The 19,970-nt window shown below is 47.6% G+C and carries 19 protein-coding genes; 11 read left to right on the top strand and 8 right to left on the bottom strand.

Annotated features, from left to right (window positions below; translation table 11 throughout):
• Positions 1 to 43: 43 nt before the first annotated feature.
• The 5 genes from ICL55_RS04870 to ICL55_RS04850 all read right to left on the bottom strand — a co-directional run bounded on the left by ICL55_RS04870 (position 44) and on the right by ICL55_RS04850 (position 4,205).
• The gene (locus tag ICL55_RS04870; protein ID WP_188094911.1) at positions 44 to 613 is read right to left on the bottom strand and encodes a DUF6620 family protein; all 570 of its coding nucleotides are present in this window, start codon (positions 611 to 613) and stop codon (positions 44 to 46) included.
• 7 nt (positions 614 to 620) lie between these two features.
• Positions 621 to 1,451 carry a hypothetical protein gene (locus tag ICL55_RS04865; RefSeq protein ID WP_188094910.1) on the bottom strand — a complete coding sequence of 277 codons (831 nt, stop codon included), beginning with the start codon at positions 1,449 to 1,451 and terminating at the stop codon, positions 621 to 623.
• Between the two features lie 3 nt (positions 1,452 to 1,454).
• Positions 1,455 to 1,703 carry a hypothetical protein gene (locus ICL55_RS04860; RefSeq protein ID WP_188094909.1) on the bottom strand — a complete coding sequence of 83 codons (249 nt, stop codon included), beginning with the start codon at positions 1,701 to 1,703 and terminating at the stop codon, positions 1,455 to 1,457.
• Positions 1,704 to 1,710: 7 nt separating this feature from the next.
• The gene (locus tag ICL55_RS04855; RefSeq protein ID WP_188094908.1) at positions 1,711 to 2,667 is read right to left on the bottom strand and encodes an SPFH domain-containing protein; all 957 of its coding nucleotides are present in this window, start codon (positions 2,665 to 2,667) and stop codon (positions 1,711 to 1,713) included.
• A 464-nt stretch (positions 2,668 to 3,131) separates the two neighbouring features.
• Positions 3,132 to 4,205: an FG-GAP repeat domain-containing protein gene (locus ICL55_RS04850; protein WP_188094907.1), complete on the bottom strand. Its 1,074-nt coding sequence runs from the start codon at positions 4,203 to 4,205 to the stop codon at positions 3,132 to 3,134.
• Positions 4,206 to 4,571: 366 nt separating this feature from the next.
• Between ICL55_RS04850 and ICL55_RS04845 the strand changes: the two genes are divergently transcribed.
• From ICL55_RS04845 to ICL55_RS04800, 10 genes are all read left to right on the top strand, one after another.
• Complete coding sequence (locus tag ICL55_RS04845) at positions 4,572 to 4,748, top strand: class I lanthipeptide (RefSeq protein WP_188094906.1); 177 nt, start codon at positions 4,572 to 4,574, stop codon at positions 4,746 to 4,748.
• 58 nt (positions 4,749 to 4,806) lie between these two features.
• The gene (locus ICL55_RS04840) at positions 4,807 to 4,992 is read left to right on the top strand and encodes a class I lanthipeptide (RefSeq protein WP_188094905.1); all 186 of its coding nucleotides are present in this window, start codon (positions 4,807 to 4,809) and stop codon (positions 4,990 to 4,992) included.
• Positions 4,993 to 5,341: 349 nt separating this feature from the next.
• Entirely contained in the window at positions 5,342 to 8,596 is a 3,255-nt protein-coding gene (locus ICL55_RS04835) for a SusC/RagA family TonB-linked outer membrane protein (RefSeq protein WP_188094904.1), read from the top strand.
• A 10-nt stretch (positions 8,597 to 8,606) separates the two neighbouring features.
• Positions 8,607 to 10,082, top strand: coding sequence for a SusD/RagB family nutrient-binding outer membrane lipoprotein (locus ICL55_RS04830; protein WP_188094903.1), 1,476 nt, complete (start codon positions 8,607 to 8,609; stop codon positions 10,080 to 10,082).
• Positions 10,083 to 10,456: 374 nt separating this feature from the next.
• Positions 10,457 to 10,732 carry a PqqD family protein gene (locus tag ICL55_RS04825; RefSeq protein ID WP_188094902.1) on the top strand — a complete coding sequence of 92 codons (276 nt, stop codon included), beginning with the start codon at positions 10,457 to 10,459 and terminating at the stop codon, positions 10,730 to 10,732.
• Entirely contained in the window at positions 10,732 to 11,199 is a 468-nt protein-coding gene (locus ICL55_RS04820) for a lasso peptide biosynthesis B2 protein (protein ID WP_223151310.1), read from the top strand. Before ICL55_RS04825 ends, ICL55_RS04820 begins: the two co-directional genes overlap by 1 nt.
• A 65-nt stretch (positions 11,200 to 11,264) precedes the next feature.
• Entirely contained in the window at positions 11,265 to 12,992 is a 1,728-nt protein-coding gene (locus ICL55_RS04815) for an asparagine synthetase B family protein (RefSeq protein ID WP_188094900.1), read from the top strand.
• A 35-nt stretch (positions 12,993 to 13,027) separates the two neighbouring features.
• On the top strand, positions 13,028 to 13,171 hold the full coding sequence (locus ICL55_RS04810) for a hypothetical protein (RefSeq protein ID WP_188094899.1): 144 nt from the start codon (positions 13,028 to 13,030) through the stop codon (positions 13,169 to 13,171).
• Positions 13,171 to 14,130: a phosphoenolpyruvate carboxykinase (ATP) gene (locus ICL55_RS04805; protein ID WP_188094898.1), complete on the top strand. Its 960-nt coding sequence runs from the start codon at positions 13,171 to 13,173 to the stop codon at positions 14,128 to 14,130. The genes ICL55_RS04810 and ICL55_RS04805 overlap by 1 nt, the downstream gene beginning before the upstream one ends.
• Positions 14,123 to 16,168 carry a prenyltransferase/squalene oxidase repeat-containing protein gene (locus ICL55_RS04800; RefSeq protein ID WP_188094897.1) on the top strand — a complete coding sequence of 682 codons (2,046 nt, stop codon included), beginning with the start codon at positions 14,123 to 14,125 and terminating at the stop codon, positions 16,166 to 16,168. The genes ICL55_RS04805 and ICL55_RS04800 overlap by 8 nt, the downstream gene beginning before the upstream one ends.
• Here ICL55_RS04800 and ICL55_RS04795 read toward each other — a convergent pair.
• Entirely contained in the window at positions 16,158 to 17,333 is a 1,176-nt protein-coding gene (locus ICL55_RS04795) for a nucleotidyltransferase family protein (protein ID WP_188094896.1), read from the bottom strand. The genes ICL55_RS04800 and ICL55_RS04795 overlap by 11 nt on opposite strands.
• 2 nt (positions 17,334 to 17,335) lie before the next feature.
• Complete coding sequence (locus tag ICL55_RS04790) at positions 17,336 to 17,533, bottom strand: hypothetical protein (protein WP_188094895.1); 198 nt, start codon at positions 17,531 to 17,533, stop codon at positions 17,336 to 17,338.
• Between the two features lie 355 nt (positions 17,534 to 17,888).
• Between ICL55_RS04790 and ICL55_RS04785 the strand changes: the two genes are divergently transcribed.
• Entirely contained in the window at positions 17,889 to 19,472 is a 1,584-nt protein-coding gene (locus ICL55_RS04785; RefSeq protein ID WP_188094894.1) for a discoidin domain-containing protein, read from the top strand.
• 83 nt (positions 19,473 to 19,555) lie between these two features.
• Here the strand turns inward: ICL55_RS04785 and ICL55_RS04780 are convergent, their stop codons facing one another.
• Positions 19,556 to 19,966 carry a DUF3592 domain-containing protein gene (locus ICL55_RS04780; RefSeq protein WP_188094893.1) on the bottom strand — a complete coding sequence of 137 codons (411 nt, stop codon included), beginning with the start codon at positions 19,964 to 19,966 and terminating at the stop codon, positions 19,556 to 19,558.
• Positions 19,967 to 19,970: the final 4 nt, after the last annotated feature.

Below are 19,970 nucleotides of genomic sequence, written 5' to 3'. Positions count from 1 at the left end.
CATCAAATGATGGATGCCGCTTTTACTTATTAGCGGTAATCAATCAAAACTCAATATCATCCGCCACATTGCCTCCCTGAGCAGCAGCAAACTGTTGCTGGTATTTGGCTTTATAGGCATCCTGCTTCGACGTATATGCCTGGAAGTTAGCCTGGATGTCCTGGTGGATCTGTTCGCTCCAGATAGACGCTGCAATCTGGAAATCCCCGAGGGTGATGCCATATTGATCAGCCACCCACTGTGCCCCGTCGAGACCGTATTCGTAGGCAACAGACCTCGCCACTTCCAGTTCCTGATAAAAGTCTTTATCAGATTTTATTCTTTCTGTATTGGCGTTTCCTTCTGCGGACGTGTTGGCTTTCAGGTTGCTGAATTTAGGATGCTGGTCTGCCTGACCGAAATATTGACCAAACAAGGTAACAATCTCGAAAGAGGCGTCCTGCTTCATGCGTTCAGGCCACAGGAGGTTAGCTTCCTGCCATACGGGCAATTCCACACCAAGGGCGGTAGCCACATCGGCTTCACTCAAACCGCTGCCTAATTTTGCGCAGGCAGCGCTGTAATCTTCCAGGGTGATGCCGTGAATGGGGGCTAATAATGGATTTTCAGACATAAACAAGCTATTTATAATGATTAAAAGTATACTCTTCCAATAATCGCTGATAGAACTTTTCGTTCTCTTCCGTCATATCCGGCACGATCTTATTCCATTCGTCAAACATGGCGCGCAGGTATTTTTTATACAACGCAGGATCTTGCGGGCGACTGTTCTCATAGTCCAGGCGAAGTGCGGCAGTACGTTGCTCTGCCAGCTCCCGCGCGTTGTGCAGCACCATCCTGGCGCCGGTAGACGGGCTGAAAGTATTCTGCGACTGACAGAACGGACAGGCAATGTAAGTATCGATGAAAAACATCTGCGGGATGGTGATATTACCACCGCATTGTTTGCAGGCGAAGCGGTCCCTGATTTTTTCGAAGGCTTCCAGCTGTTGCTGGTAGGCACTTTCCAGGTCTTTTTCTCCGGCGGCGTTCCGCAATGATTCCAGGGCTTCATTCAGCCTTTCATCGAAAAGATTGTGCCGGTCCAGGCAGGCCATCCGGAAATTGTGGACATACCCGTGATATTCGCTGCCGGCAGCTGTGGTAATAGCCGGCAAAGCCGCTTCCGTGCAGTAGATGAAGGAAATGATATTTTCCTCTTTCACGTTAATGGCCTTGTCCCGCATGTTGTTGATCTGTCCGACCAGTCCCTGCAACATATGATAATGCGAACGTTTATACGGGTCCGTGTCTTCGTTAAACACCTGTTGCAGTTCAGGTATGCCGGCCGTGGTCAGTTCACGGATGCGGGCTTCGAGTTTGTCCAGAAAAACAAACCAGCGGTCCTGCCTCGTTTTCAGTTCGGCCAGCAGTTCGGGGTTACTGTATTTTTTCTCAAAGAAACCAAACATGTATCAGGAGTTATTTTCTTTTTTGATGTGAATGCCGTCGGTAAGCGTGATGTTCATGAATTCGAAACCACAATAGGCACATTGGGTAAGGCCCTTATGATAAGCGCGTCCGGCGCCGCAATTAGGACAATCGCGGATATCCATTTTTGCTTCTTCCTCCGGCATGTCTCCACCATAGTGTTGTTGCGTGGTGGCTTTTTGTTTGAGCTTTTCCAGGAAGGAAGCAGTTCTTTTTTTGTTCTCGTCGGTCATGGTAGCACTACAGTAATTTCAGCAGTTCCTCTTTTTTGGCGGCGTATTCCGCCTCTGTAATCAGTGTTGCCTCGTACAGCGACTTCAGTTTACGAAGCCGTTCTGTGATGTCCTCTACGGGAGTGGGTTTATTTTGAGCAGCTTGCTGCTGGTTCATCATATTGGTCATCATGCCCAGCATGACGCCCTGCCTTGCACCATCACCCAGTACCGAACCTTCTTTATCCATGGCATTGGCAACACTGTATTGAGAGAATTTGTTCATGTCGGAGACCATGTTCATGCCGGTCACCTTATCGTATTGCTGCAGCACCTCTTCCGGCAGGGTAATACTCGTGATGGTAAAGCGGGTCACTTCCACCCCAAAATCAGTAAAATAAGGCTGAATGAGCGGCTGTATCTTTTCGTTCAGGGCCGGGATGTTGGCGGCAGCTTCTACTACCGGCACTTTGGCGAGTGATAGTACTTCGCCGAATTTCGGGGCGATGAAATCCCGCAGTTGCAGCTCCAGTTCTGTGATGGTGAGCCTCGGCCAGGTACCAGCATATTCTCTAAAGAATTTCGCGACATCGGTAATGCGTATATTATAAGTGCCAAAGGCCCGGATACGTACCTGTCCGAATACGGCATCTGTCATGAGGACAGGCGCAGGCGTACCCCATTTCAGGTTTACAAACTGGTGTGTATTGAAGAAGTAAATATCTGCTTTGAAAGGGCTTTCAAATCCATACTTCCAGCCACGTAGCCGCGACAGCACCGGGATGTTCTCTGTTTTGAGGCTATACCTGCCTGCAGGAAATACGTCTGCCAGCTGGCCTTCGTTGAGCAGCATCGCATGCTGGCTTTCACGGACGGTGAGCATGGCGCCATTTTTTATCTCCTTGTCGGTATCCGCAAACTTCCACATGAGCACATTTGGGTCCGGCGTTAACGACTCAATAATTTCTATAAAGGGTAGTGCCATACGATGACTATTTAAAGCATGATCCGAAAGGATTTAGCGGCCAAACCACAACAGACAGAACAGAATAGGTATCATACGGCATTGTCTGCTGCGGCCGGGGTTACAGCGTAAAGTAACTGCAAATATTTCAGAAAAACAAAAGCGTTGGCGGGTTACAGCAGATTATTTATAATGGCGGGAGCCGTAAAACTTCCGGGAGTGTAGTAAGTTTAAATTATTGTTATCGATATTCGCAATACCGTTATACTTATCATGTTATCCTGTAACTAGCATAAAATCAGCTATTAAACCCTGGTGCTAATAACCGAAACACATTCAAAGAGTCATTAAAAGACAGAACCTGCGACCAGCGCAGGTTCTGTCTTTTAATTTATCAGCTGTTGGAAACATACAATAGGCAGTTACCAATCTGTATCGTGTAATCCGACACAACTCGAAGCTTTCACCGGATGACTTTAAACAGCTCATCTGGGTACTTCCTCTGTCATCCATACTTTAGTATATCTGTTCTCTTTCAGATCAAATCCCACATAGTATTTGAAATAGTTTGTTCCGGGAGGGTTGTCTTCAGCCATAAAGATGATATCCTTTTTCCCGCTGTTGTCAATATCCGCCAATGCTACTCCCGCTCCCTGTGCTTCATAACAAACCCCCGTATACTGATAGAAAGGTGTCAGGTTAGACAAGCTACCATTTGTATTAAATGTGGCGGAAAAAGTTCTAAATGAGTTCAAACCACTGGGATTATCATAACCCATGAAGATCACCTCTGGTCTGCCATCACCATTCAGATCACTCACATCAACGCCGAGTCCCTGGTTATTGGCAGCGACATGGTTCACCGTAACATAATTGGGCAGTGTGGTCGCAGCTTGCCCATTAGCAGCCAAATTAAATGCCACCTGGTAACGGATATATCCAGTTGCATCACAGGCTGCCAGTAGCAGGTCCAGCGTACCATTGCCGTCGATATCACCCAGGGCCGCTGAAGCGTCCATCGCGCGACTGCTGATACCAGGGATAGTATAGAAATTACTCCAATACGCAGGATTGCCGCTCGCATTCAGATTAAATCCAACGATGTACTTAAAAACGTTGGGGCCGGATGAAGGAGCATCATAAGACATCAATACGATGTCCGGTATACCGTTTTTGTCGATATCACCAATAGACATACCTGCGCCATCAGCAGAGCTTACACCACTCCATAAAGATTTTACGTCAGAGAAGTTAGTGGTTGCGCCATACATATCGACATCATAGGCTACCTGGTATCTGAATTGATTAGCACCGGGCGTAGGCGCATCGTGATGCATTAAAAAGATATCCGGAATACCATTGCCGTTGATATCTTTTACCGCAATGTCAGCACCCTGTGCTTCTACCCCGAAAGCAGTAACAGTATTAAACACCATTTCCCCACGGGCACGGGGCTTGGTTTTCGTTTCCTCCTTGTCAGCGGAGGTGGCTGCGTCTTTTTTACAGGCTGCAAAAAGCAGGGCCATGCTACAGAATGAGTAACAGATAATTTTTCGCATAGTTCGCGGGTTAAAGGTTAAGGATTAATAAATACAGATTAGGTGATTGAAACAAGGTTAAGGATTAAATAAAGTACAGATTTAGGTTGTCGAAATTTCGTTGGCGAAACTATGGTATATGCATGCTGCTATTTTGCAGAAAATATAAATTGACAAAAAATGTGCATCACTGTGTTCAGCCATCAAACTTTTTTTGTTGCTGTTTCAGAAAGTTTATTTATCTTAATCATCTCAGAAAAAATAACCCGTACTATGTCACGTTTCCCTTTTTAAATAAATACGCTCTGTCAGCTCCTTGCGCTGAAAATCCGCCCCATGGCGCTACTCCACGTAGAAGACAGGGGAGGCTGTAATCAAAACTGTTTTATGAAAAAGAAAAAAATTCAGTTGTCAAAAAAACTGCTGCTGAAAAAAGAAACCCTGACCACACTCACACCGGACCAACAGACACAGGTAGCCGGTGGTTGGGCATTTGCGAGCCGCACACCAGATTGCGAAACCCAGCCAATTACCGGAAGGCCTTTCTGTATTCTGTGCCCCTGATAGGGAGCGGCAAAGAGCAGTATCTCTAACATTATTATCACACCCTCAAACACGTAACATGAAAAAGAAAAAACTGTCTTTAAGCAAAAAACTCGTTCTGCAGAGAGCCATTGTAGCACCGCTCAACCAACAAGAGCAACTTCAGTTGAATGGCGGGCTGCCGCCAACCACCTATGGTTGCCCTACCTGGTTGCCTAACGTTGGTTGCTACACTGAAACTAATCCGCGTATTCTTTGCAATTAATCCTCTTCCGGTTAATGCAGTGAATTATTTTTTTACAGGGCCGCCTGCTTTATAGCAGGCGGCCCTGGCGTATTTATCACCTTCCTGCCCGCTTTCATCGTAACAAACCAGCAACATATATCAACAGTGAAAGATTGCAGCACTCTGTTTTATTATCTTTAAACAGATGAACCTTTGCCCTGTAGCAACGTATGAAACCCAATTGCAGTAAGCTAATCCAATGCACGAGGCTCACTACATGGAACTGTGATCAACAATTCAATTTTTTATTTTAACGAAAACCCAAGACGATTATGACCCAAGCATAATGACCGGACCCTCTATATTTTTCAACCAAATCTAAACCATCATGAAAAAGACGTTATGTCTTATCGCCATTCTCATGGCGATCACACTCCTATTGCCTGCACAGCAACGACAGGTGACAGGAAAGGTGACAGGAAACAACACGCCTGTGCCATTTGCCAGCGTTCAGCTCAAAGGTGCTACTACCGGTGCCATCACAGACCAGCAGGGAAATTTCAAAATAACGGTACCCGGTAAGGATGCCGTACTGGTTGTCCGAAGTATCGGATACCTGCTGAAAGAAATAGCGGTAGGTGACGCTACCAGTTTCAACATTGAGCTGCAACCCGATGACAAAACCATGCAGGAAGTTGTAGTAACCGCACTCAACGTAAAAAGGGAAAAGAAATCACTCGGATACTCCGTACAGGAAGTAAAAGGTGCTGATCTCACCCAGACAAAAGACGCCAACTTCATCAATTCACTCAGCGGAAAAGTAGCCGGGATACAGGTTACAGGCTCCTCCGGCAACATGGGAGGATCTGCCAGGATCACCATCCGCGGTGTCAACTCCATCTTCGGTAACAACAACCCGTTGTTCGTGGTAGATGGCGTACCGATGGACAACAGCTCCTTTACCGGTAGCGATCCCACCGCCAGTATCAACATGGAACGCGGTCGCGGCGGATACGATTATGGCAACGCCATACAGGATATCAATCCCAACGATATCGAATCGCTGTCTGTACTCAAAGGTGCCGCTGCCTCTGCGTTGTACGGCACCCGTGGTTCCAATGGCGTGATCGCCATCACCACCAAAAAGTCCAAATCAGGCGCCGCCAGCGGTATTGGCGTCACTTACAATTTTGGTGCGCAGATGGAAAAAGTATACATCATGCCACAGTACCAAAACGAATACGGTGGCGGTTACAAGTTCACCAAACTGTATGTGAAGGAACATCCGGAAGGATTCAAAGATGGCAAAGCCACCTACGATGACAATGACGGCAAAGGTCCGTACGACCTCGTTCCCGACTATGAGCCCGATGTATCATGGGGCCCCAAACTGGATGGCAAACTGGTCCGCCACTTCTGGTCATGGGACAAAAACAAACAAAACCCTGACTTCGGTGTTTCCGCACCATGGGAACCGCATCCTAACAACAACCGCGACTTCTTCGAAACAGGTCTCACGCTCTCCAACAGTGTAGCCGTTTCCGGTAGTAATGAGAAAGGCGCTTTCAGACTGGCTTACACCAACATGGACCAGAAGTTCGTTTTGCCCAACTCTAAGCTTAAACGTAATTCGCTTAGCTTTAACGGTACCTATGCTATCTCTAACCGGCTGGAAGCCTTTATAGGCGTCAACTACGCCGGCACCAACGCACTTGGCAGACCAGGTACCGGTTATCACGGAAGGAACGTCATGCAGGGCTTCACCGAATTCGGGCACCGCGACTGGGACATGAACAAGATGAAGAATTACGCCTATGACTATGATGGTTCCCAGATTTCATGGAACCGCGGCGCATGGGACGATCAGCCGCCCCGATATACCGACAACCCCTACTGGACGAGGTATAAAAACTATGAAACAGACCGGCGTGACCGCGTATTCGGGAACGCAGGCTTCAACTTCAAGCTGACAGACTACCTTTCCGTTACCGCCAAATTCATGACCGACTTCTATACAGACAGCCGGCAGGAAAGAGTGGCGATAGGCTCACAGGGTATTCCTTCTTATTCTGAAGCCACCCGCTTTGTAAAAGAAAACAACTACGAAGGACGTATCAATTTCAACAAGTCAATAGGCACCCATTTCTCCCTCGCCGCCTTTGCCGGTATCAACAGAAGGGAGAACTACCTGAAATTTACCGGTGGCGAAAGTAAAGACGGGTTAAATATCGATGGATGGTATAATCTCGCCAACTCACGGCAGCCCGCCCGCACGTACGACCGTGTGGAGAAACTGCGGGAAAATGCTGTTTTCGGTAGCGCCTCACTGGGCTACCAGGGCATGTTGTACCTCGATGTTACCGGCAGAAATGAATGGTCCAGCACACTGCCGGCGGCCAATAACTCCTACTTCTTCCCTTCCGTATCGGGATCATTCGTGTTCTCCGAAGTAGGCAGGCTTAAAAGCAGCAACTGGCTGTCTTTCGGTAAACTCAGACTGGGATGGGCACAGGTAGGTAAAGGCACTGTTCCCTACAGCACTATGCTGGCCTATCTGGCAGAAGAGAACTTCGGCTCCACCGCCAATATCACCGTACCCGACCAGCTGAATAACGCGAACATCAGACCGGAGATCACCACAGAAGTAGAAGCAGGCCTCGAATTACGTTTCCTGCATAACAGGCTGGGCGTCGACTTAAGCGTGTATGACAAAAAATCAAAGGACCAGATCATCCCCCTGACCATTTCCGCCTCCTCCGGATATACCACCGCCATCATCAACGCGGGGCTGATCAGGAATAAAGGCTTCGAACTGGCGCTAACAGGAACGCCTATCCGCACACAGAGCGGCTTCAGCTGGGACCTCGGTTTCAACATCGCCCGGAACAGGAATAAGATCGAAAAACTATACGACGATCCTTCCAAAGGTATCCGGGTCACCAACCTGTTGCTGGCCAACGCCCCTTTTGCCGTAAGTGTGAATGCCCGTGAAGGGGAAACCTATGGCTCTATCGTGGGCTATGCCATCAAACGGGACGCCAACGGTAACAAACTCGTAGGCGACGACGGTTTTTATATCAGGGCGGCCAGCCAGTCAGTACTCGGCAATGCCTTACCTGACTATACCGGTGGCTTCTCCTCTGTATTCAGCTATAAAGGTGTATCATTGGGCGTCAACTTTGATTTCCAGATCGGTGGCCAGTATTTCTCCACCACTACCATGTTTGGCCGTCAGTCCGGCCTGTTGGCTGAAACAGCCGAAAACGGCATCCGGGAAAACGGCACCATCGCGGACGGCTATACGGAAGATGGTAAAAAGAATACCAAGGTGATATCTGCTTATGATCACTTCAATAACAACAACGGATATGTGGTGCAGGAACTCGATATGTGGGATGCCGGTTATCTCTATCTGAAAGAGATCAACCTCGGGTACACTTTTGAGAAATCATTTGTGTCGGCACTACGGCTGCAGCACCTCCGGCTGTCTTTATCCGCCAGGAATGTATGGCTGATCAGCACAGCGAATCCGCACCTCGACCCTACCAGTCTGGCCATATCAGCCGGTAACGTGCAGGGAATTGAAGCGGCGGCCCTCCCCTCTGTGCGCTCTTTCGGTGTAAACCTATCCGTTTCTTTCTAAAAAACAGGTCATGAAAACAATATTCAAGCAACTATGTTTCCTCTCGGTACTGCTATTCCTGGCTTCAGGCTGTACCAAAAAATTTGATGAGATCAATCAGGACCCGAATAATCCTAAAACCACGGACCCGGGGTACCTGCTGGTCTCTGCCGAGAAAAAGGCCATGGACAATATCTGGAACGAATGGAACAACGGTCGCACCGGTTTACATTACGCCCAGTACTGGTCCGCCACCACCTACTCCAACGAAAGCCGCTACCAGATCCGCGAAAACCAGAACAACACTTTCTGGAACATCTTATACGCCGGCTCCATCAAAGATCTCAACGAGATCATTAAGATCAATACAGATAAGGCTTTCGATTATTCTCCCAATCAGATAGCCATTGCGGAAATCATGAAAGTATGGACCTATCATATGCTGGTGGATATGTATGAAGACATTCCCTACAAATTATCACAAGGTGGCCTCGACCGGCCCAACAGTCCATACGACAAGGCTATTACCATCTACACAGATCTCCTCAAAATACTGGCAGAACAAGTCGCCAAAATGGACCCTGCCAAAGGATCGTTCCCTGCCAAAACAGATATCATCTATAACGGGGATGTCAATAAATGGAAACGCTTCGCCAATTCGCTCCGGCTTCGTATAGCCATGCGGGTAAGTGATGTTCCCTCCATGCAGACGCTCGTCAACCAGGCTATCAATGATGCCGTGACCTCCGGCGTATTTACCTCCAATGCAGACAACGCCCTGTTCCGGTATGTGGAAGCCCCACCCAATAACAATCCACTGAATGAGTCCTATAAGTCACGCATCGATTTCTGCATGTGTAAGACGCTCGTAGATTACATGCTCGATGTCAATGATCCCCGACTGCCGATCTATGCAGCGCCTGCAAAAGAAAGTGGCAAATATGTCGGCAAAGCGTATGGGTTAAACCAGCAAAACGGGGAAACGATCCCCAATAGCACCATTTCCCTGCCCGGCAGCGCAGTGCTGGACGCTAAGTCACCCGGCGTTTATATGGATTATGCCGAAGTGGAATTTATCCTCGCCGAAGCAGTAGAAAGAAAAATCATCAGCGGCTCCGCCGAAGACCATTACAAAAAAGGCATCAGGGCTTCCCTGGAAGACCGTGGCGTTGCCGCCTCCGATATTGATCCTTACATCGCCGGCGTACCCTATAATGGCGGTCAATGGAAGAATGTAATCGGTACACAAAAGTGGATCGCCATGTACATGCAGGGTCTGGAAGGATGGTTTGAAAGGCTGAGGCTTGATTTCAAAAAGCCTAATGGGCAGGACCTGTTTGTAGCCCCTGTTGATGGCTCCCTCGATCGGGAGGTAGCTGTGGTGCCTACCCGCATGACCTATCCTGTAGACGAACAACAGCTCAATAAGAGCAACTACGACAAAGCTGTTCAGTCTATTGGCGGAAAAGACAGCAAAGCGGGAAAACATTTCTGGGACCTTTATTAATACACCATTGAGAGTATAGAACCGGTCATAAAAAGGGCTGGCCTTCGAGAGGGGGCCGGCCTTATTTTTCAGCTTACTTTTTATAGTGCCGACAGCTGGCCCCGGCAGTTTCAAAAATTTTTCAACAAAATCAGGACAAGTTTGTTTTACTTGGATAATTGCTGTATAATTGCGCCAAGAAGCAGCATCACTATATCCATAGTGGCTATCTTCAGCACGTTAAGCAATCAACCAGATTATAAAAATCTTACCAATCTTATTCCGAAAAACCTGGCAGATCGCCTGTTACAGTCTGAAAATTCGCATCACAGTGATCCTGTCGGGCAAATTTTGAAAGTTAAATAGTAGGATATTCCACCCCCAATTATTTATTAATGATTTTCTTAGAGAAGCAGCTAAAAATATCGGAAAACAGTATTGTTCGGGAAATGGGTGATGGGTATGTCATCCTGAATGTAAGCACGGAACATTTTTATGAGTTGAACGATGTCGGCAAACGATTTTGGGAATTACTGGCCGATAACAAAGACTATGATGCAGCATTCCATACGCTGCAGGAGGAATACGCTGTAAGTCCGGACCGGCTACAGGCAGATCTTTTCCGCTTAATCGAAGACCTTCGTAAAGCCGAACTAATTACCTGCTGCTGATGTATCCGGAGCACGATTTGATAGCTATTAACAGATCTATCAGGGCGTATGACCGTCTGTTTTTCCGCATCCGGATACTCACTATCCTGACAGAAGTGGTGCTCCGGTGTACCAGCTTAAAAACGACGGAAAGATTATTGTCTTTGTTGCGGAAAGATGTTCCACCACCCAACAACCATGACACGATGGTGATTCTCGATAAATACGCCACCATCTTTCATCAACTGAATCAGCACCCTTTTTTAAAGGGCAGATGCCTGTCTCAGTCGTTGGTGATGCAATGCCTGTTAGGCAGACAGGGGATTCCGTCAGCACTTAAAATTGGGATACAGCGACGCGACGGGCAATTTGATGCCCACGCCTGGTTAGAAAAAGAAGGGAGTCTTTTGAATGACCATCCGGCTATTGTTTCACAGTACCTCGTTTTACCTCAAAACAACATAAAAACCATCTCAGTAGTTAAATGAGCGGATTTATTGGTATCATATCTACTCAGCTCCGGACAGCCGATAAAGAAATGCTTGACTTATCAATGGCAGTCATTACGGCCACCTGTAATGACTACCAGGGGGAATGGCATAGCCCACAGGCCGACCTGCGGTTTGGATGGTTAAAGACAAGCGAAGACACAGCCGCAGAGCGACTTCCCTTTACAATAGATGACCACCTTCATATTATCGGAGACGTACGTTTGGACAACCGTTCAGCGCTGATAAAAATACTGAGCCTGTTTTTTGATGACATCCATCACACCACGCCAGACCCTTATCTTCTTCTCTATGCCTATAAACATTGGGGAGAAGATTGTATGCAACATCTCGCAGGAGATTACGCCTTCGCCATCTGGAATGAGCAGACAAACACTCTTTTCTGCGCCCGTGATCATTTCGGCGTGATCCCTTTTTACTATACCAATGTGGACAACAAGTTTCTTTTCACTAATTTTTACCGGTCCCTTAAAGCGATACCGCAGCTGATGTCAGAACTGGACGACACCGTATTGCACGACTACCTCGCAACCGGCGGAAACAGGCGCTGGGACCAAACCATCTATAAAAAAATTAAAAAGCTTCCACCCGCCCATCAGTTGACTTATAAAGATGGAAAAATTCAAATCAACCGCTATTGGGACATTCCAACCACGGTCACGCCTATTCGTTATAAAACAGCCGGCGCCTATGTCAAGCACTTCTGTCGTTTATTTGAGCAGTCGGTCAGAGACCGTACGCGCAGCCACAAGATAGCCAGCTCGCTCAGTGGAGGAATGGACAGCTCTTCGGTTGCAGCCACTGCAAAGAAAGTACAAGATGACCTGTATGGAGATGATCATACACTAGTGGCATTTAATATTCATTACCGGCAACTTGTCTGTGAAAATGAAGGTTATTTCGCCCGCCTTATTGCCAGCCACCTGGATATACCGGTCAAACAATACCTCGGAGAAGATTATATTAAAAATATAGTCCAACCTTCATCCTGCTGGATTCCGGAACCAGCCGGTATTCCGGAAGCAACGGCAGAATCAGCGATACTCTCTGATGCGGCAGCTTTTTCAACGATATACCTGACGGGATTCGGCGGAGATCCCCTGTTTGCGTATGAGCCGCAGTCCCGTAAGAGACATGCGGCACAGGGCAACCTGCTTCAACCTTACCTGGATGATCTGATATATCACAGAAAATTTGGCCATTTTTCCCGGGCGGTTTGGCGGAGCATAAGAAAATGGGTAATAAAAGTACCTGTTGCCACCGCCACACCGGCGTGGTGTGATGTTTCTTCGCTTAACGAAGATGCCCCTGACAAATACGCCGTTTCGATCCGCTCAAACTTCGCATTGGCACGAAACCCTTTCTGGTCCTGGTTATTCGAAACATCCCATCCTGGCTTTACCGGCAATAAAATAAAAATCAGGCATCCGTTTTTTTCGCTGGAACTCCTGCTTTTTATTTTGGCGCTTCCTCCTCACGTATTGTATCAAAAGTCATTGCTTCGCATGGCCATGGTACCTTATCTGCCGGGAGAAATTGTAAGAAGGCCCAAGACGCCTCTTTACGGGAACCCGCTCCTGCAAAATTTTAAAACGCCTGAAATACGTGATATGCTGGAAAAAAGAGTGTCGGAATCCGGTGATTTTTTAAACGGGAAAATAGATGTCCCACGTCTGAAAGCAGCTATTAATGATTCGGGGCACGCCGCTGCTGCCGACAACAATTTTCTATCCGTTCTACACGTGTTATCCTGGAAGAGTCATCTCTCTTAATACATCTACTCACATTTAAAAAGAATGTTTACACTATGAAAGAAGTAACCAACAACGAAACCAAAAAGGTGTACCAATCACCTGAATTAAAAGATCTCGGAAAAATCGGGGAAGTAACCAATACCACGGGCACCTCGGGCGCATCGGATGGCGGCAGTGGACCATACTACAATTCTTAATGGTGAATCTGTTCGTGCATCCCGATATAACATTCACCCATTTAAGCAACGCTGAGTTTGCCGCATTGAAAGGTAAGATGGTATTTGATACATTTACACCGCCTCCTTCCCTGCCGGCATTTGGTGAGCGTATTCAAATAGGGACCACCTCTGACAACCAGAGGTGTTTCCTGTTTGAATATCATCGCCACCAAAAGCCTGTTGTCAGCTTCCTTATTTTATCAGCAGGCAGCAGCGTCTTCTATCAGTATTCAGACATGGCCTCTCCTCAATCAGTCCTGTCACTGGTCCGGGGAAATATTACCAAGTTTTGCCTGCAGGAACAGGGGCATTTCTGTCTGCATGCATCCGCCATTTGCATCGATGATCAGGTGGTATTGTTTATTGGCACAAAGGGAGCCGGTAAGTCAACATTGGCGACTTATTTTCATTTACGGGGGCACGCCATATGGTGTGACGACTATTCGCTGCTGCACCAGAAAGATCATTCGTTTTTCGCGGCGCAGGGAGAAACTTCCCTGAAAATAAATCCGGACGTAGCCGCCGCCTTATCGATCCCCCAGGCACAGCTTCAACGGGTATTCGATTTGCCGGAAGACTGGACTGCAACGCCGGAAGCCGACGCGCTTACACAAAAATATTATTTCAAACAGGTAACCTCGCAGACCGCGGGGCTACCTATGAAAGTGGCGGCCGTGTTCTTCGTCAATCAGCGCATGCCTTCTCCCCCAAACCTGATCACCGGCATAGCCGGGAAAGACGCTCTATCCGTATTGATGCACGAGATGTTACTTCCGGGCGTAAACGCTAAAGAGTACCTGAGAATTTACTTTCAATCAGCCATGACACTACTGGAAACAGTACCTTCCTATAACATTTTCGCACCGGACGATATCCGGCGTATTCATGAAGTGTACGATTCAATCATCGAAACCATAAGTATTTCCCGGCATGTGTGATGAATATTCGCTGTTAAAGGCGACCGGTACATTTTGTGACACGCTTCCCCGGCAACTTGTTTCTCCGGCGCAACAGGTATTGCTGAAAAAGGCAGCTGATTTCCTTCCTCCCATTATCAGGTTTGGGCTGGAATGCCGCTTAAACAACGACGACCAGGTAGATCTCCAACTTTGCATACGCAGGGAGGATGACCTCAACGCGATCTATAACTGGCTCCGGCGCAGGTTGACCGGAGACGAGGAACACGAAATGTTGTTGCGGTTTTTAAAATCCTGGGCCGACCCTTCCTCTGCCTGTTATCAACATATTGCAGAAATTTTTCTGGAACTCGATGTGCTTCCTTCGGGGATAAAAACGCCGCTGTTGTTCTTCGAACTAAACGCAGGTCTTACGCCCTCCCAGACGAGAGACTTTTGTTTTTCCCTGTTGAAGGACACCCTGGGAGATAACAAGGCCTATTTTAGCGCATTGGAGATCATATTCAGCGCCTGTAGTGCCCCGGCACACGTGGGGTACCTGGGGATTCTCTTTTCCAGGGACACGGAAGTGCTGCGGGTCAATATCAAAAAACTCTCCTTTGCAGCGGTTTCCAATTTCCTGCAACAAATCGGGTATGCATGGACCGGACCTGCGCTAGATCAATGGATTTCCCTGATTTACAATTATGCCGACCGGGTAACTTTATGCATCGACATCGGGAAAAATGTTCATCCGCAGATTGGCTTCGAGTGCTTTTGGAATGAGGCGCCGCACACGGAAACATATTGGCGTGCTTTCATTGAAAAACTTCCCGTGCACCAGGACCTGTGTCAGCAAAAGATAGAAGCCATTCTCAGCTGGGACAGGGACATCTTTCCGGGGCAGATCGATAGCTGGCCGGAACACTTATGGATAGCTTCCCTGTCAAAACCTCAGCATGAATTTACATTCCTGAAAAAATGGATTTCTCATGTAAAGGTGTCTTATCATCCTGATAAAACAGTAGCGTTAAAAGCCTATCTCGGTTATGAAAGCCGATGGAAAGCCTTCAAAAAGGAGGATAACCAGGCAGATGCCCAACACGGGCAAGCAACAACTCCGGATATTCAACAGGTACTGAACAAAGGAATTGACTATCTCCTGTCCAGCCAGCTGCAGTCGGGCTGGTGGAAAGACTTTCACCTTGTTCCGGGCAGCAGCGACGAATGGGTTACGGCCTATGTAGCCTGCCACCTGGCACATTTAAAATCTCCTAAGGTCAGTACGGCGCTGGAAAAAGCATGGAGGATACTGCAAACCCGTTACAGAGAACAGGAAGGATGGGGTTACAATATGCTCACGCCCGCAGATGCCGACAGCACTGTCTGGACATGGCTTTTCGTCAACGCAGCAGGGTTCTCGAAAGAATTTCCGGCACCCCTCGCAGATATGATGCAACACTATGTGGCAGAAGATGGCGGTATCAGCACCTATTCACCGTTTGCGGCCGTGGGTAGCAAATCGGCCGAATCGTTTCACGGTTGGCAAATACCTCATTGTTGTGTTACTGCCGCCTATGCCCTGGCTGGTTATCAGCACGCCATCGACTATCTGCTGAAACAACAGCAGTCAACAGGATACTGGTACAGCTATTGGTGGGATGGATATGAATATGTTACGGCGCTCAGCGTGGAAGCCCTTTCTGCTAAAGATGCCAATTTGTATAAAGGAACGATAGAGAAGGCCGTAAAATGGGCGGTTGATCAGGCACAAAGGGAACTGGCCAATGCTGTTCCCAGTGCGTTTAAAACGGCCCTGCTGCTAAGAATACTGTTATGTTCCCCTCAACAGGCAGGCCACCACAACCTGTTACAGCGCATGGCGGATTATCTACTCATGGCTCAACAATCATCCGGGTACTGGAACCCTTCCGCTGAACTAAGATCTCCACATCCGCATGACACAGCTCATGAAAAAGGAGAAAAGGTCATCATCGTCAAAGATGAAAAAAAGAACTTCGCCACCATTACCATTTTAAATGCGCTGCATAAATATGCGCAAGCAATGGTTACTTTGTGAGGTAGGTATAAATGAATTTGAGCGATTTTACGGGAATGAGAAATGGAATAGCCCATGCAGGGCCCTTTGTTGCCTCCAGGTCCTTATAATTAGGCAATAACCAATACCAATAGGCTCTCAGGCTAAATTTTATTCTACCAGCCAACGAGCGCGTTAAATTTGTTTGTTTGATCAGTGCCAAATAAAGCGCCTTCCCCGACCGGAGTTCTGTGGCGGCAAACAAATGATAAGGCACTGCCGGAATATCCGGTATCGGAAACTGAAGTCCAACAATGTCCTCTAATGCACGGAGGCCCGACCAAAGAAAATTGGAGAAGCGATGCTGCTTAAATTGTCGGTTGATTTCGCCCCAGTCCATTTGGCCGGAAGAAGTATGAATGATGGCCGCCAGGTCTATCACATACTTAAATCTGGCCAGTGCTTCCTTGATTAAATGATTAGAGGCCACACATAAAAAATCATAGGTCGGCGCCAGCCCCATCTGCGTGGCCCCATCAGCAGTGGTATATGGCTGTAGATGCTGAATAAAAAAATCATACTGCGGAAAAGGGCCAAAATAACTTCCAAGTAGTTTCCACTGCAGTTCAACGGAACAGGAAATACCCATCCTGTCTTTCGGAGACTTAAACGGCAGCTCACGATGATAGCGCACGGCAAAACCCAGCTGATGCTCCGAGACGTTATAAGTGGACATAAAACCATTTTCAAGCAGGTATTTCCTTAAGGGAAGCAGGTCATCTTTGGATATCAGGAAGTCAATATCGGATCCTTCCCTCAAAAGCGGGGAGCTGTAATAGCGTTCGGCCAGCACCCTCCCCTTATATGGAATAACGGTAATGCCTAACTGTTCAAATGCCGGTTTCAACCGACGTAATAAATCCGCCTGATAAGCGCCAAACAGGCTAATGCCCATCACGTCCTTTTTCAGGGCACTATAAACCGAGGCATCCATGTCAATCTTTGATTCCGAGACAATGTGATAAACAAATCCCCTTATATCATTCACCGAAATAAGTTTATAAAACGACATCCAGTCAATCGTTTCCCTGTCGAGAAATTCCCGTAGGGTATCTATTCCCTGCGTTCCAAAATACAAGCGCGTGAAGAGGATTACCAGTAACTGTTCATTCGTATAAACACGTTTCAGTTGATCAATACTCAGCATATCTATTTTTGTCTGGAGTGTTCTATCCAACGCATCTCCCAGTCGATCTGAAAGGCTTTTTCAAGCTCTTCAACAGAACAGGCGAGATGCGCCGCTGTTGCCCAATCAGCCAATTTTTCCAGGGTTGGGGCGCCCTTTAATTGTTCCTTTTCCAGTTCCCTGTATTGTGCTAAAAATTTCAACGCATTTTGGACTGACACGGTTGATATGGAATTTAGTGAAATGAAGCTGCAGCAAAGCTAGGCAATTTTCCAACAAGGCAGACTTTATTTTCATGCAGCCTTATTGATTTCTCCGTTAAAACCGATCCCTTTTAAACAAAAAAAATATTGCTGTTACGTAGAACTATTCACTATATTTGAATAGAACAATGAAACATTAACCATAGTGGAAAACCACTGCGATGATTGTTTTCTACCCATCAATCAAAACCCGCAGCCTTGTGCACTTTACACTTTATCTTACCGCAGTTGGCCTGTTATTTCCTCATGGGATGCATGTAACGTAGCATACTATCTGACAAAACCATAATTCTTCATTTAAAAACAGTAAACAATGACCAAAATCTTTCCTTTCATGGTGGTAACCGTCCTACTCATGATGGCCATGACCAGCTGTCAGAAACAGCCGGATGCTACCGCATTACAAAAAACCGATGCCGGGGCTTCGTTGGCCATAACCAACAGCGTGGCTAACGGGACCTATATGCTGAACGTCGTCTATTTCGTTCCGTCCGACCTGGACACCGTGCCGGGATACCGGGCAAGACTAAACGGTGTATTCCGGTACATGCAGAATTTTACCTCCAAATGGATGAACCAATGGGGCTACACCGGCAAAACACTGGGGCTGCCAACAGACTCCGTTGGCCAGCTGAAAATATCGCTGGTCCGCGGACAACTGGGTAAGAACAGTTATCCTTACGATGGCGGCTCCGGCGCCGTGATGAATGAAGTCAATGCCTACTTTGCCGCTCACCCTACAGAGAAAAAAAGTGATCATATCATGGTGATCATCCCCACCTATTCCTATGGCGCCAACGGAGATCCAAGTGGCGGACCATTCTACGGCATCGGCCGCTGGTGTTTCGCGCTGGACTACACCGGCCTGGATACGATCAACCTGGGGAAACCGGATGATAAATTTTCGACCAAATGGATTGGCGGTATGGCCCATGAAATGGGACATGGCATTAACCTCCCGCATAACGGAGGCGCTCAATCGCAAAATATTCAGTATGGCACTACGCTGATGGGTTATGGCAACGGCACTTTAGGAAAGGCGCCCACCTATTTCTCCCCGGCAGATGCCGCTATACTGGCCAACGGCCAGCTGTTCAGCGCCGTTACCAGAAGCGACTGGTACACAGATCCCGGATGCCAGGTGACACGGGTATACGCAGACTATAACAGTGCCTCGGCGAGCATCATTGTGTCCGGTAAGTTTTCTGCTACCAAAGCAGTGAAAGATATCGCCTATTACAATCGTAATACCGGTAACGACAATGGCGGCTATAATTCCGTCACATTTGCCTCCAAGCCCATCGGCACCGACAGCTTTCGTATCAGCATGCCCGTTAGTGATTTCAGGGATAAGGGGAATACCAATTACGAATTCACCATCCGGCTTTGCCACGAAAATGGCAGCATCACCAGCTATGTGGCTGCCTATAGCTTCGTAAATGATGTTCCCGTTGTGACTTTCGGCGATAAGGTAGTATACGATAAAACCGGATGGACAGTGGCCGCCTTTAGCTCTGAAGAAACCGCCGGCGAAAACGGCGCAGCCGTCAATATCATTGACGGTTCCGGCAGTTCTTTCTGGCACTCCCGGTGGTCTTCTAATGCTGCCAGCTATCCGCATTACATCACCATCGATATGGGACAGGCACTGGATGTAAACCGGTTTACCTTCAAACAGCGGAGCAGCAGAATGGTGAAAGTGGTGGAAATTCTCACCAGCAACAATAACTCCACCTGGACTTCACTCGGTGATTTCACGCTGGCACAAACCACCAATCCACAAAATATCGTGCTTTCTGCTGTAAAAAACTTCCGCTATTTCAAGCTGAATATGAAAAGTTCCTATGATGGGCAACAGTTTGCCGCGATGTGCGAAGTGGGGACCTATAAAGACTAACCATAAACAATCACTTCAACAAACAGGCCGGCATCTTCGTGAATGCCGGCCTGTTTGTTGATACAATGCGCTTGTATGGCGCCTTAATGACCAAAATATCCGTACAACAGAAAATAACCTCCTCCAATTACCAAAAGGTCTACCGCCACCCCCACCAGGCACAGGGGCCACCAAAAAATCGTCCAGTAACTAAGGAACCTTAGGGTATCCGGCTTACCTGGTTCGAATATGAACACAGCCGTCTCTCCTATCTCCCACTCCGGAGATGAGGCAGCGGTTGCATGCCTATACGTTATTATTTCATCCAGGCTGGTAGGGATATCAAAAACAGGTGCATAAAAGGTGCCCTCTGTATCTGTGCTTTCAGCCAGCCGCACAACAGTGCCCACTGCCCGCTCGCTACCTTTTACAAATGCCAGCCGGCCCTTCAGGTCCAACAAAGCGCCGGCTAACAGCAAACCGCCTACGACTATAAAAATGAGATATATGATCATCTGT

Origin of the sequence: Chitinophaga varians (assembly GCF_014529945.1) — a bacterium.
GTDB classification, from domain to species: Bacteria; Bacteroidota; Bacteroidia; order Chitinophagales; family Chitinophagaceae; genus Chitinophaga; species Chitinophaga varians.
The sequence above is the reverse complement of the archived record's forward strand: the minus strand, read 5'-3'. Positions and strand labels throughout refer to the sequence as shown.

What these genes read in the sequence shown, in the direction of transcription:
- ICL55_RS04870 (WP_188094911.1), bottom strand. Translation starts at nt 613, where the DNA reads ATGTCTGAAAATCCATTATTAGCCCCCATTCACGGCATCACCCTGGAA.
- ICL55_RS04865 (WP_188094910.1), bottom strand. Translation starts at nt 1,451, where the DNA reads ATGTTTGGTTTCTTTGAGAAAAAATACAGTAACCCCGAACTGCTGGCC.
- ICL55_RS04860 (WP_188094909.1), bottom strand. Translation starts at nt 1,703, where the DNA reads ATGACCGACGAGAACAAAAAAAGAACTGCTTCCTTCCTGGAAAAGCTC.
- ICL55_RS04855 (WP_188094908.1), bottom strand. Translation starts at nt 2,667, where the DNA reads ATGGCACTACCCTTTATAGAAATTATTGAGTCGTTAACGCCGGACCCA.
- ICL55_RS04850 (WP_188094907.1), bottom strand. Translation starts at nt 4,205, where the DNA reads ATGCGAAAAATTATCTGTTACTCATTCTGTAGCATGGCCCTGCTTTTT.
- ICL55_RS04845 (WP_188094906.1), top strand. Translation starts at nt 4,572, where the DNA reads ATGAAAAAGAAAAAAATTCAGTTGTCAAAAAAACTGCTGCTGAAAAAA.
- ICL55_RS04840 (WP_188094905.1), top strand. Translation starts at nt 4,807, where the DNA reads ATGAAAAAGAAAAAACTGTCTTTAAGCAAAAAACTCGTTCTGCAGAGA.
- ICL55_RS04835 (WP_188094904.1), top strand. Translation starts at nt 5,342, where the DNA reads ATGAAAAAGACGTTATGTCTTATCGCCATTCTCATGGCGATCACACTC.
- ICL55_RS04830 (WP_188094903.1), top strand. Translation starts at nt 8,607, where the DNA reads ATGAAAACAATATTCAAGCAACTATGTTTCCTCTCGGTACTGCTATTC.
- ICL55_RS04825 (WP_188094902.1), top strand. Translation starts at nt 10,457, where the DNA reads ATGATTTTCTTAGAGAAGCAGCTAAAAATATCGGAAAACAGTATTGTT.
- ICL55_RS04820 (WP_223151310.1), top strand. Translation starts at nt 10,732, where the DNA reads ATGTATCCGGAGCACGATTTGATAGCTATTAACAGATCTATCAGGGCG.
- ICL55_RS04815 (WP_188094900.1), top strand. Translation starts at nt 11,265, where the DNA reads ATGGCAGTCATTACGGCCACCTGTAATGACTACCAGGGGGAATGGCAT.
- ICL55_RS04810 (WP_188094899.1), top strand. Translation starts at nt 13,028, where the DNA reads ATGAAAGAAGTAACCAACAACGAAACCAAAAAGGTGTACCAATCACCT.
- ICL55_RS04805 (WP_188094898.1), top strand. Translation starts at nt 13,171, where the DNA reads ATGGTGAATCTGTTCGTGCATCCCGATATAACATTCACCCATTTAAGC.
- ICL55_RS04800 (WP_188094897.1), top strand. Translation starts at nt 14,123, where the DNA reads ATGTGTGATGAATATTCGCTGTTAAAGGCGACCGGTACATTTTGTGAC.
- ICL55_RS04795 (WP_188094896.1), bottom strand. Translation starts at nt 17,333, where the DNA reads ATGCTGAGTATTGATCAACTGAAACGTGTTTATACGAATGAACAGTTA.
- ICL55_RS04785 (WP_188094894.1), top strand. Translation starts at nt 17,889, where the DNA reads ATGACCAAAATCTTTCCTTTCATGGTGGTAACCGTCCTACTCATGATG.
- ICL55_RS04780 (WP_188094893.1), bottom strand. Translation starts at nt 19,966, where the DNA reads ATGATCATATATCTCATTTTTATAGTCGTAGGCGGTTTGCTGTTAGCC.